We start from the raw sequence: 12838 nt of genomic DNA on the forward strand, positions 1-12838 counted from the left end.
ACTCTCATCTGGTACTTTGTAATTTCTGTTTTACTTGTTTAAAAACTTGCCTACTTTGGATGTTACCTGAATAGAAAATCTTCTGTTATTCGGCTCAAATGCTTCTCTGGATTGGCCAAAATACCCACTTCCTGCAATAATTACTTCACACTGCCCATTTAGCTGATTAAAGTCGATTCCATTAGCTTTCCAGAAATTAAACAGGGCTAATGCTCTCTCATAGCTAAGCATGTACCCTACATTTGGTATCCTTTTCCAATTGTCTCCTGACCGCTGCGTATTACCTTCTATTACCAAAAGGTATTCTATTTCTTTATTTTCATTTACCAGCTTACTTACCTTTCCATAAAGTTCCCTACCAGCCTTCTTCAGTTGATCTCTTTCTTTAGCTGGTAGCTTCTTAATATCAGACTTATTGGATGGAAACTGTACATCAATGTTGAGTTTGTAACGCTTATTGTCAGGGTCAAAGGAATAATATTTTTCATCTAATGTTGAAAGGGCGGCCTCCACATTTTTAATTTCATTAAACTTATCTACTTCATTAACTAACTTTAGGATTTCGCCTTCCATTCCATCCATTTGAGCCTTTAGAGCATCTCTTTCTTTCATTAGATCAGTCAATCTTCCAGCCAAATCATCTCTTTCTCTTGTTATACTTTCAATCGTCCCCTCCCCAAATTTCAGGTAAGCAAAAGTAATAACGTACATCACAAGCATGATAAAAAACAAACTTGTCATTAGGTCTGAAAAACCGATCCAAAAGTAAGAACCCTTCTTCATTACATTATAAAGGTTTTATCAAGCAATGCTACAATTACATAGCCCACTCCCGCAATTAAGCTAATAGCACCAGTGACTTTAATTCCTATCAGCAATTTTGGCTTAGATTTTACAGCATCGATTCCGGACATTAATACCTGACTTAAATCAATTTCTTTGTAATTGCCATCCTCTTCATTATTATCATCTAAGTCGTTATCTTTTTCTTCACTTTCATCCTCCTTTCTTTGTCCTCTTGAGAAGTTTTCAAGTCCCTTGCTTATGTTCCTCAATTCTAGCAGTAGAGCATCATTATCTCTACTTTCACTTTTTTTACTATCTGTCTCCTTCATTACCGTAGTAAGTTCTTTTACTGCCAGCAGCAACAAATCTTGTTTTTCCGAATCCCTGACTCCTTGTGTTGCGAGAATATTGATCCCTTCTTCTATTTTATCAAGCTTCTCAAGCTTCTCAAATTTGGGTTTGGAACTTTCAAATACCTTCTCTATCTGATGAACTTGATCCTTCGTTATATTTTCTACTGCCCTTATCGATGAATCAAAAGCATGTCTTAATTTCGGTTCCATTTCAACTGTCACCTCCTTCACTTCATCCGCTTTCCGTTTTACGACTCCTTTCATCTGTTCTATAATATCAACTAAAGCTCGCTCTGAAGAATCAACCACAGATTTCATCGCAGCTTCTCTAGATTCAAATTCTTCGAAGTGTTTAGAAAAGTAGTCGTTTATTTCTTTATTCTGGGTAAAAGTAGAGTCTATACCTTTTGCAATTTTTTCTACCTCAATTGTCCTTCCTACCAGTTCTTTTAAATTACTGGTTAGGTCTACAGTTTGGCTCATTGACCTGTTTAGCTCTTGATAATAAACCGCAAATTGCTTAAACGAATCCATCATCTGACTTAGCTCTTGAAAAACTTTGGCATTAGCTTTTGCGAGTTGCGTAGTATTGAGTCCTTCTACTTTGCTGATTATGTTCTCTTGAATGCTTACCGCCTGAAGAGATCTTTCAACAACCTGTGATAAATCCTTAATAGTTGGACTTAATATGTTACCAAATCTTTTTAACCTGTCATTGAGAGCAGATATACCCGAAGTTTCTGTCCGAACCAGCTCTGGCAAAAGGTTGATTTGGAGAAATGACAAGAATCCATTTTTATTTTTTTCAGCCTGGGATTTAGATGGTTTATAAAATACTATTGAAAGACCAGTCGTTAATAGCAAACCCAGTACACTTGCCATCATAGCCACTTTAACCCCATCGAGTAGAGGCATCAGGATATCCGGGCTAAATGTTCCTGCACTAAAATCAGGCATGTTGTATAAGCCTATTATTATGCCGAACATAGTTGCAGCTAAACCCAAATACAAAGGAGCAGGCATAGAGTTGTTAATCTCCTCATCTAAAGAGTCAATATTTCTATCTACTATATCTTTCAGCAAGTGATAATCAGCAACAGCTCCCTTATTCTTTAAAAGGTATCCATTTATGTTTGTAATAATATCCTTCTCAACCTCATTACGCGGAGAGACCGAGAGCAAAGCCATTTCTATTGTTGACTCACCATGAAAAACCTTTTCTTCTGAAATAATGTAATCTTTTACGGGCTCCACCTTTCCTGATCTGACCAAAGAAACAGGCACATCTCCAGTAATAATCTCTGCGTCCTCTGTTGATTCAAAAACAAACTCAAGAGCTTTGATTTTTTGATAGGTTTGCCATGCAAGATACCCCTGCAGCGGTATGATGATGAGGATTAGTATTACTTCCATTTTATTGCTTAGATAAACTTAATTTGCACCTTTTCTTTTACTACCCAATCGTCTCCCTGTCGAATCACTTTTCCTGGGCTTAACTGTTTTATTCCATTCAGACCTGAATGAAAGGGGTTTGAATAAGTACAAGCAGGCTTTAGGATATTATCAGAATAATTTTTCAAGATATCCAACTCTATTTGGGTAGGTTCCAGATACAAGTTCCCTGATGTTGGATTACTATTATTATATTCAATCTTATACAGATAGCGGAACTTCCTTTCATCTGCCCCACTATCAACTGAAAACTTTCCTTCATCATAAGGACCTTCAAAAAAGGCTTTTACAACCACCGGTTGTAAATCCACAGAAGTTGACGGCTCTTCAACAGGAACCGTAGGCAAAGGAGTTGAATATGATGCTTCTGTAGAAGCAACTTCAGGTTTAGAGGAAATCTCCTCAGGTGACCTCTTTTGAATAAGGCGCTCAATATGAGCTTTAAATTGCCTAGCTTCTTCCTCTAGTCGTTTAATTTCTTTCTCCTGCTTACTATTCGTACTCCTTAATCGATCATTCTCATCCCTTAAAGGAGCAGTTATGAAAGAAGTGTCCAATTCCCTTTTTCTTTCATCCTTATCAGAATAGCCGCCAGTACCTCCTCCTATTCTGCTTATTAGGTCAGACATGTGCCCTTTCCGAATAAAGAAAATATTAAAAACTAGGCTAGCTAAAAAGAACAAAACAAATAAAAGCTTAACAGACCATGAAACCACACTGCTTTTATTCTCTGCTACTCTTCTATTCCTATTTCCTAACCTTTCGCTTCCTGCTGGAGAGCCTCTGTCTTCATCCACTTCATAAGATCTTTCGAATTCAGCTGTCTGGGCTTTATCCGTGTTCTGTGAGCTAAAAGAGGAATTAAAGTACAATATCCCCAGGCAACCAACAAGTCCGATAACCAGCAAAACAATGAACACCTTTGCCTCAGGTTTCAATCTTTTTCTTTTTGCAGACCTACGTCCTTTCTTCCTGCTTGTCATCGGTTGATTCTTTAGCCAGTTTATTTAATACCCCAATCAATGGATAGAAAAAGAGTGTTTCTTCCACGGCTGTAACATCGTCGCTACCAAGCTCCTTTTTCTTTTCTTCCAAGCCTCTCATTAAGAAGTTCATGAGTTCATGATACCCACTATTCAAAATTTCGTCAATGACATTAAGAGAAGTCTGGCTTACACCAAATTTATTTTTAAAATTAATCTCCTTATGAAGCTCCTTGAAGAGCTTAAGAAAATCCACCACTTCCTCTACTATACTTTCTAAAACCTCCTTCGAACCACTTATTTCCTGATAAGAGAATTTACCAAGCTCCTGTGTTGTATCAAAAGGCCGAAATAACCTTCCATTTTCAGAAGCTCCTCCTAAGGATACAATCGTTAGCTTTTCCAGTTCCCCTAAATCCTGACGCTGAGTATACAGACCACCTTTTGCTGTAATTTCTTTGGGATTCGGCTCTATCTGGATTTTGGTCTGACTTTCGTTACCAGTGATTTTAGTATGTACTTTATTAAATAATAGTGCGAGATCTGACTGCTTATTTGAAATATCTGCTATAAAGGCTGTTTTCGATCCTGACCCACTTAGTAAAATGGTACTTGGTTTTTCAAAGCCTGATTGTTTTAAGATTTTAACCAGGTGGTAAAAAACTGCTGTATAGTATAAAATGAACACTAACCTTAGGTCTTCATCATTTGCCAGTATTTTTGCAAAATCAGTTTGCACATTCTTATCCTGTAATTCCTTATTTTGAGCCAAGCTAAAAAGGAAGTTTATGATATCTTCAGAATGTCTATTCGCTGATAGCTGGTCTAAAACCTTATTTAAGGTATCAGAATTCGCAGCCAGAATGCTTCTGTAACCTTCAAGATGTTTGGTTAGAAAACCATTTGTAGACATGCTTCCTCCATATCCATCACCGAAAATTGCATTTCCGGCGAATTTAAATGAGGTAATCAATTTTGGCCTATCTTCCTGATAAACAACAATATCAGCAGTACCACCGCCTATATCCAGCGATACCACTGGCAAAGATTGCGCAGTAACACTCTTTTCATTGTTGTAGAAGTAAAAAGGAGCTAAGCTTTCAGGCAGGCTACGAAGAACTTTTAAAGGCTCTAAACCAAATACCTCTTCAACTTTACTGTTCCAGATAGTTCCTAATGCCTTTATTTTACTTTCCCCCATGCTGGAGGGGTAGAACCATGTGATTTCTGTCTGCGAAAGATCACCATTATTAAGCAAAACTTTATTTCTTAACAACAGAAGTAAGTGTTCTATGTAATGCTCCAACTGCTTTCTGTTGTCTGTGTCATTATAATTACTCCATTTTATGTTTGTCTTATGGTGCAGGTGGGGTTGAATCTGTGCCTTCTCAAAATCAAAGGCAATGTTATAATGATTATAAGTGTAGGTTCCTTTCTTAGTATCCACATCGCCATTGAAAAGCACAACTGTTCTCATAGGCAATTTGTACTCATTGCTACCATCATTTATTCTTTCCGGCAGCATTTCATGACTAAACTGGAAATAACTTTGTTGTACAATATTTTTTAAATCACTAGACTTGAAAGTATAGACTACCTGCGATTCCTCCTGTCCAATAACAAAAGGCTGACTATCCTTCATTTGGTTAGTCTTATATTCAATATGGGTATTAGACGTACCAAAATCTACTGCAAAACTGTATTTGATACTACTGGATGTATATTGTTTAAACTTTGGAAGTAAAAAACCTTGAACGGAGCTTTCTTTTAATCGTACCTGAACCAGATCAAAATCCTCTTTCACCACATAATAGGTAGATGTATCAGCTGCTGTCTTCAAGCGATCACTTACGAAAGACGATTCTAAAGAATCCCCTTTTCCAGATAAGAACTTAAGATCAATAGGCTGAGATAGCATCTTATTTACCACACCGACACGAAAATCTTTTTTAGGGAAATCACCCTTCACAAATGGAGAAACAGCTATTGCAAATTCTGCCTCTACTAATGTTCCGTCATTTTCACCTAAGCCAGAATAACCACCAACACTTGTAACGCTGGAAGGCTTCTTATAAATTTTCGTGTATGTTATGTACTTTACCTGTTGATTCCCTTTGATAGGGATATTAAGCTTAATTTCAACAGACTGCGTATGTTCTATAACTTTAAGAAGATCCTGGGTAATTAGTCGCTCCTGATCAATATACTCAAAGAAGGTTTTCTTTAGTGGAAGAAGGTAATTTTTATCCAGGGTATAAAATTTGGAGTGATTTACCTGATAAGGGAGCTTTATTAAATAATCCTCCAGAAAGTCTGCCTGTGTTAAATACGGATAATGATCTTTTACATAGGGCAACCTCCTCTGTACAACAGGGGTTTCGTCTTTTGCCGGGGCTGGGTTTGCAGAGTTCCATGGTTCAGACGTATACCTCAGCGGATAATTAAAGGCATCAACTGGCAATACAAGTGGGGACAGCACTTTACCTTTTACCTCTACCTTTTTTGGGCTATCTATTACAAAGTCACTTTGAATATTTTCTGGATTGCTTACATACTTATAGAGAGGAATTCCTTTCAGAACATTTACAGTATCGCCTACCACCGCTCCAATAAATAAACGCTCTAATCCTGCAAAATAATCCACAGGATTAAGCTTGTTTAGCTCATCAAATAAAACAGGATTTGTAACACCTAACTTTTTTATATTAATATCTATATATTCATATAGCTCTCGAAAAACAGAAGCAAAATTGCTACTCTTAGATAAGGCATACATATACTTGATAAACTTTGGCTCTCGCAGATAAAGAGGCATATATTTCTCATCAAGCATGATATCATTACCAAACTGGATGTTTACCCTCAAGCGCTCGTGCTTTGCCTTTTTGTCATTAAATGGCGCTGCAAAGAATAAGGTTGTTGGAGAGGTACCTCCAATCACTCTGTGGTTATATTTAAGTATATAAAATTTATCAGCCAGCTGAAAGTTAAACTGTTTGTCCTGGTTGAGGAATAATTCCATGGTTTCAGCCAGCGCCTGATGCTCGGGCATACCCGATCCTTTCAGCAAATTAAGTTGCTCTTGTTTGTCCCAGGCTACAATTTCAAGATGCTCCTCGTTTGTGTCATAGTTAAAAAGTATCTGCCCTATATCCAGCGCATCCGAAACTAATTTATGATGGTACGTGCTTCCATCTATTCCATTATCCTTATCATTTACATAAGAAAATGCAGAGCGAACAAGATCCATTCGTGCAAAAGGCGAAGGAATGGAGGTTGGTAAATCTTCTATCTGATTTGAGGGATCTTTAATTGTTTTAGTAATGGCCTCACCAGGTTCAAGTGATGGAAACCAGTCAGCTTCTGATGCTCCGGCGTTATGTATTCTAAAAACCTTCTTCATTTCAATACCCTTTAATTATTAAAGACCTACATTTTCTGTTAATACATCCTCTGTCACATGATAAAAAGTTCGGATGAGCTTAGACTCATTTGATAGTTGGCTATATTCCCGATATACTTTATTTGCCTTACCATCTAGGATGCCAATATCAGCGTTATTAAAAAAGCCTAACTTCTTCCTCGGCTTATACCCTTCCACAAACTCAAGCGCGTTATTATAGCTTACATTTGAGTTAAATGGCTTAAAAGAGGGTCTATTATGTTCAATCTCATCAAGCCATTCATCGAAATATTGAATGAACTTACTGAGGTTGTTTTTAAAGTAGTAATCAGAAAAAAACTTTTTAGGAACCCCATTTTCCTTCTCTTCTAGCCAGGTTGTAGTGGAATTTTTTGCTTTTTCCAGGCCGATCTTCAAATACAATGAAAATAAAGCGAACTGCGATAGGGGTTTACTTATTGTAGAAAATGAATTAGTGCCCAGAGAATTAAATGCTATGCTTCCGTTCTGGCTTTCAACACCAAATTCTTTATACCTTGGACTTTCTGCAATCCCATTGGCAGTGCTGAGATGTGGACTTTCTGCAATAAAATCAACAATTGCTAAAGCACTAGCGAGCTCAACGAAGTGCGCATGATTCTTTTGTTTATCTCGGCCATCATAATTATCATACATTCCACCATCGTGGTCACCAATATAATAAAAGCTATTCAGCCGCTTATCGGCAACTATAGTTCTTTCATAATAAGCGAGTGCTGCTTTCGTCTTACCTAAAAATGATGAAGAATTAATCTCACTATTTTCATCTTCAGAAGGCTTTAACTTAAAGTAGGGCAGTACTGTGACTGCTCCTATTACCGCATCTTTTACAAGAAATGCTTTCCCATCTGCGGCATTAATTTCTCTTAAATTTTTCAGCAATAACGGAAAGCCTGATGCACCGGTCCCGCCGAAAATAGAGCTTACAATGAATATTTTATCGTCCTTACTGAAGCTTGCCAGGAACTGATTGAACTCCGGGCTCTTTGTAAATTGATTAAGCACAACACTGCCTATATTTGGGTTTCCTTTAAACCCTACACCCATATCTGCCTCCAGATTATGTTGGGAGAACAAAAGATCTAAGAAGGCTTTATTAGTATTATCCAGGCTGTTATATCCAATATAATCTTTAAACTTCCGGCTATGTGTCCCATTGATCTCAAACTTAAAATTATCAGAGACATTTTGCTGACTCTGTCCGGTAAGCTGAGATAAGGTTTTTATTTTAACATTAAAAAAGCCGCTTTTTTCATTTTCGAATGGCTTTTTAATTTCCTGATACTTGGTAAGAATATCCGCAGTCCGGTTCATATCGCCATTTGCTGAATCAGGGTCAATGATAATAGGAACAATGGTGTCTATACTGCTATTTATTTCAACTCCCGACGCCATCAACATGGTTAGTGCCCTAAGCACCCTCGAACCGGTGCCACCTATTCCAAATACATATAATTTAGCCATACTATCTGAGTTTTAGAGGGAAGGGATTTGCCTTATTATTGGAACTCCCTATACGAACTATAAAGCTTAAAATAAAAGAAGACACCAGGGTGTAGAAAGCTGCCATTCCGGAAATGGTAAAAATAAAAAACTCAACATCAGGGTAATCCTGGTTATATAGATACTTTATAAGTTCCTCATTTAATACCCCATAAGATGCTCCAAAAGCGACTACAGCAGATACTGCCAGCATTAGTCCCCAGTGATACCATCTTCCGAAAATCGGATTCCAGAGATAATAAAATACCAGCATGACCATTAAAGAAGATAATAGCATGATTAAACCCAGGTAGGTATAACCTGTTCCATCAAACAAATCATTGGAATAAGGCTCGACAAAGAGAGAGCCCCATTCAAAAAAAGGTGCAAATATTTCGCTCATTGTTATTTTTTAATATTTACTGAAATGTTAAAATATTCTGGTGAATCAGACTGCCTTTGATACGCTCTGGCTATACCATCGATTAAGTACTGGAACCCAAATGTAGTTTCTGAGTCTCCTTTTATTTTGCTGTCATCATTCGAATGTGTTTTCCCTATCCAGGCAGGTAATTTATTACTTAATGAAATTTCTAAATTATCTACTGGATAGCTTGATGTGTTCAATACAATAAGGTGAGTAATTGGTGTCCCCTGTATTTGGTTAGCATGTTTGCCAGTAAGATTGTCAGCAGTAACAATCTCCTTAATCTGATACTTATCACTACTTAACTGGTAGTTCTCTGGCTTTAAAATGTATGACTCCTCAGCTGTTACTTTTTTCATATCCACACCAACAGCAAATTGAAAGCCCCCACTTCGCCTGTCTTTTTCTACATTTGTAATAGATGTAACTGGACCTCCTACTTTTCCACTTCTTTCATTCCTGAATTCCCCCTCTCTGGCATAAGAAGGATGTATAGAGTAATAAGGAGATTCTTCTTCATTTACCTGAAATATTGCATGATTCAAATACCCAGGCAAGTTTGTAAAGTTGACTTCTTTTCTCACCCGATCAATTCTCTCCGGAGAACCAAAGATCCACACGTAGTACGGCCGATTCTGGTTGATTTTAATATTACCTCCCTTAGCTGGATAGTAATACCCATTGAACCTTGACTCAAGCTTAATAAGGATTGTCTGGACATCGGATTTATCAAGCCGATTCTTAAACTTATAGAAGGATCCTACGGAAGCAGATTTAAGTTTTCCAAGAACAGTAGCTCGATCACCATTTACGGAATATATACCGTCTGTAACCAGAAAACTTATATCACCATCCTTGGTACTACTTAATACTGTTTCCAACATCAAGTTTAGATCACTGGTACTCCTATTCCCTACTTTAATACCGGCAGTAGTAAGTTTCTTAAGAAAGTCCTTTGTGCTATTACCTTGAGGATGAGGCTGAGTGTTAAAAAAATAAAATTTCTGATTATCAGACTTTGACTCTATCGCAAAAAGCAACTCCCTTAATACAACCTGAATATCATAATGACCATTCACATAGCCATCCATACTTCCTGAATTTTCAAAATAAAAGTGACTGGTTGAGATTTTAATGGGGGTAGCACTGGCTGTAATTACTTTAGTAGTTCCTACAGTATCAATTTTGGCTGGCTCTTCCGTAGATGTACTCCTTCTATCATTGCATGAAATCAAAGAAAGAAAGGCAGCTGCTATGATTAAATTTGACCTGAGCTTTAATCTAATTTTCATTTTAAAAATTCTTGTAAAAGGGGTTCTGTAGCAGTTTCATTTTTTCAGGAAGTTACTCTTTCTTCATTCCTAAAAAGGATTAAAACCTTTGCTTTTAATAACGGTCAGCCTATAAGATTTAAAGGTTCTGTCGAAATATCCATTTCAATTTCAACCTACCCACAAATCAAAAAACTTTAAACCTTAAAGTCAGGCATATTCCTCCATGCTTCTCTTCTTTTTTGGATCAGTCCCAAAGTCATTGCCTCCTTTATCTCCCACTGCAAACAGCATCCAAAAACCATAAAAAGGGATGATTTGAAACCAGCCAGAATTATTCCTGTCATGGCACCTTTTTGCGCCCTGTGCCCAAATAAACCAGAGTAAGGGCACATAAAATATTAAAGCGATTAATGCAAAGGCCCCCGATGGGTCAGACTCAACTAATGCATTAAGGAAGACAGCAGGTATTATATAAATGATCATGCTAAGACCATATTCGGTTCTTCTGATTCTTCCCTTAAAGGAAAATGGGTTATTGAACATTTTAAATTATTTAAAATTAACAATGTTTCTAATAAAACAGCAGCCCAATTTAATATTTAAATAATTAAAAAAGGGGCTATAATAACAGAGGAAATCACATGCTGTAGGAGTTCTGTAAACTAAAAAATTTGCTAATGCTAAATATTAATATTCCAACCACACCACTTCCTCTTAAAAGTAAATAGAGACTTTCTTCCGTACCTTTACTCAAAAGGCACGGAAGAAAGGTAAATAGTATTGTCTGATAATAAAGACCTTATGAATAAGCCCACTTCCTAAAATTCAAACCTTACCACTTCAAAAGAAACAGAAGGGTCACAAAAAGTAATTTTATAACTATAATTTAAACATTATTTTTCAAAACAGATAAAAACTATTTTATCTGAAAATCATTAAAATTATAATTGTATGTTACACCTTCGATAATTATTTATGTAAAAAAAAAGAATGCTGAACCGTAAGAGCAGAAAAGATAATCTTTCCAAGACTAACATTCTTTGTGGTAAAAAGTAATGATAGAGGAAGCCATTACAATAAGGATTATAGACTATGAATAGAATGGCTACATCAGCAGATTTTTAACCTTAGCAGAACCATCCTTAGTCGTTTCAATGCTACCTTCTTTACTTCAAATTGAAGTAATAGTATACCTATTTTTATAGTTTTATCATATTAGAAATTTAGAACTTGTAGCATTTTTTACCCAACCTTAAAGGCACTTCAGCATTTTCTGTAAGGGTTTCTCCTCCTAAGGAAGAAATCAGATAAGTCACTTAAAATCGAATGACGGATATAAGGAAGAATCAGTGCAGCTGGACCACTAGAAAGTTTAAATTGATGTCTCCTTTCGGGTACCTGACTTTTCGGGTAACTCTTAGCTTCTACAAATAAATCATCATTCACCTTCCTCTAAAATCAAATCATTAAGTCCCCACTAAAAGATGACCCTTCCTTTGGCTTACCTAATCTGCTTATCTCTTGACTTAGCACTCCCATTTGCTTGACGATCCATGCCTGCTGCCGAAGGAGATGACCCATTTGCTGTTGAAGACGAACTCTGTGTTCCTTGTCGAATAACTGGTCTTTCAGCAGCAACACGCCAGCAGTACCTACAGCAGTATTGCCAATCCCTGCGAGGCTCATTCCTTTTTTTCTTCTTTCGGTTCTTGCCTTTGGATAAGCACAGCAGGTGCCCCATCTAAGAAAGCTGGAGCCATCTTGGAAAGTGCAGTATCTCTTCTATGAACAGCAGAAGATACTGTATGGATTCTCCTGTCTCTTCTTTCTTCTATTTAGATCTTTCACTCTGCAGCAGCCAGAGCAGTACTCCATTTTCTGATTCAGCCTAGGAAAGCTGTTGGTGCAGGGAGGGAAGGCTCTCCTCTAAGTGGATAGATATCCCATAAAGATGGGATTTACTTTTAAACTTATTCCTGTTTGCTAGTCCGGCTATCACCTCAGCTTCCGTCTCCTTGGGCACAGATGCTCATTGCTTGTTCCTGCTTTTTCCAGCTAGTTCGAGGGCTTGTTACTTCCTTCTTCCACACCCATTGACGGAGTTCTACTTTTTGATTTACAGTCTTTCTCTCCTTTATATAAATGGGATTTCCGGGGGGGAAGTTAATTGGCAGGAGGTGGATATTAGAATACACAAACAGGTAATGGCAGGCTGCACGGCCAGCAGTTCATCATCCGGAATTGCAGCTCCTTCTTTACCATCTACTGGAAGAACAGCAAAGGGCAGGTTTACCTGTTCTGTTATGAGTACGGCTTCCTGTCCCTGAAAGAAGGTGATAAGGAAAAATACCTCCTGGCCACATGGCAGCCTCATATGAACAGGTAGAAGAAGTCCTCAATGAGAAACTTTCCCCTTCTCCCATGGAGGTAATTAGAATTTCAACCGACCTTTCTCCTATCACCTAACCACTCCCCCGGTCTTTCCGGCTTAGTAGCCTGTTTTCAGGCCGGAAGGAGAAGCTGTCAGGGGCAGCCGCAGGCTGTTTATATACCCTTGACCGCTTCGGATGCAGGCCTATCTTTGCTGATAAGCGGAAAGGCTGAATTCGCTCTCACTATCATTTCCCTTCCTCCTTCCC

General features: G+C 37.6%; 9 protein-coding genes. All 9 read right to left on the reverse strand.

Going from position 1 to position 12838, the window contains the following annotated elements:
* Positions 1-30 precede the first annotated feature (30 nt).
* Positions 31-783, reverse strand: a complete 753-nt coding sequence (locus F752_RS0117335; protein ID WP_017733016.1) for a hypothetical protein — start codon at positions 781-783, stop codon at positions 31-33.
* Positions 783-2552, reverse strand: coding sequence for a hypothetical protein (locus tag F752_RS0117340; protein ID WP_017733017.1), 1770 nt, complete (start codon positions 2550-2552; stop codon positions 783-785). Before F752_RS0117340 ends, F752_RS0117335 begins: the two co-directional genes overlap by 1 nt.
* A gap of 8 nt (positions 2553-2560) precedes the next feature.
* The gene (locus F752_RS0117345; RefSeq protein ID WP_017733018.1) at positions 2561-3574 is read right to left on the reverse strand and encodes a hypothetical protein; all 1014 of its coding nucleotides are present in this window, start codon (positions 3572-3574) and stop codon (positions 2561-2563) included.
* Positions 3549-6977 (reverse strand): hypothetical protein, encoded by a 3429-nt coding sequence (locus tag F752_RS0117350; protein WP_017733019.1) that lies wholly within the window; start codon positions 6975-6977, stop codon positions 3549-3551. The genes F752_RS0117345 and F752_RS0117350 overlap by 26 nt, the downstream gene beginning before the upstream one ends.
* 18 nt (positions 6978-6995) lie before the next feature.
* Complete coding sequence (locus F752_RS0117355; protein WP_017733020.1) at positions 6996-8480, reverse strand: hypothetical protein; 1485 nt, start codon at positions 8478-8480, stop codon at positions 6996-6998.
* Between the two features lies 1 nt (position 8481).
* A complete protein-coding gene (locus F752_RS0117360; protein WP_017733021.1) occupies positions 8482-8901 on the reverse strand; it encodes a hypothetical protein in 420 nt (139 codons plus the stop codon).
* A 2-nt stretch (positions 8902-8903) separates the two neighbouring features.
* The gene (locus F752_RS0117365) at positions 8904-10217 is read right to left on the reverse strand and encodes a hypothetical protein (protein WP_152425188.1); all 1314 of its coding nucleotides are present in this window, start codon (positions 10215-10217) and stop codon (positions 8904-8906) included.
* Positions 10218-10406: 189 nt separating this feature from the next.
* On the reverse strand, positions 10407-10742 hold the full coding sequence (locus F752_RS0117375) for a DUF805 domain-containing protein (protein ID WP_017733024.1): 336 nt from the start codon (positions 10740-10742) through the stop codon (positions 10407-10409).
* A 915-nt stretch (positions 10743-11657) separates the two neighbouring features.
* A complete protein-coding gene (locus F752_RS0117380; RefSeq protein ID WP_017733025.1) occupies positions 11658-11885 on the reverse strand; it encodes a hypothetical protein in 228 nt (75 codons plus the stop codon).
* Between the last annotated feature and the right edge of the window lie 953 nt (positions 11886-12838).

Source organism: Nafulsella turpanensis ZLM-10 (assembly GCF_000346615.1).
Taxonomy (GTDB): domain Bacteria; phylum Bacteroidota; class Bacteroidia; order Cytophagales; family Cyclobacteriaceae; genus Nafulsella; species Nafulsella turpanensis.

Coding starts and splice junctions, on each gene's coding strand:
- F752_RS0117365 (WP_152425188.1), bottom strand. CDS start 10,217: ATGAAAATTAGATTAAAGCTCAGGTCAAATTTAATCATAGCAGCTGCC.
- F752_RS0117375 (WP_017733024.1), bottom strand. CDS start 10,742: ATGTTCAATAACCCATTTTCCTTTAAGGGAAGAATCAGAAGAACCGAA.
- F752_RS0117345 (WP_017733018.1), bottom strand. CDS start 3,574: ATGACAAGCAGGAAGAAAGGACGTAGGTCTGCAAAAAGAAAAAGATTG.
- F752_RS0117380 (WP_017733025.1), bottom strand. CDS start 11,885: ATGAGCCTCGCAGGGATTGGCAATACTGCTGTAGGTACTGCTGGCGTG.
- F752_RS0117335 (WP_017733016.1), bottom strand. CDS start 783: ATGAAGAAGGGTTCTTACTTTTGGATCGGTTTTTCAGACCTAATGACA.
- F752_RS0117360 (WP_017733021.1), bottom strand. CDS start 8,901: ATGAGCGAAATATTTGCACCTTTTTTTGAATGGGGCTCTCTCTTTGTC.
- F752_RS0117355 (WP_017733020.1), bottom strand. CDS start 8,480: ATGGCTAAATTATATGTATTTGGAATAGGTGGCACCGGTTCGAGGGTG.
- F752_RS0117350 (WP_017733019.1), bottom strand. CDS start 6,977: ATGAAGAAGGTTTTTAGAATACATAACGCCGGAGCATCAGAAGCTGAC.
- F752_RS0117340 (WP_017733017.1), bottom strand. CDS start 2,552: ATGGAAGTAATACTAATCCTCATCATCATACCGCTGCAGGGGTATCTT.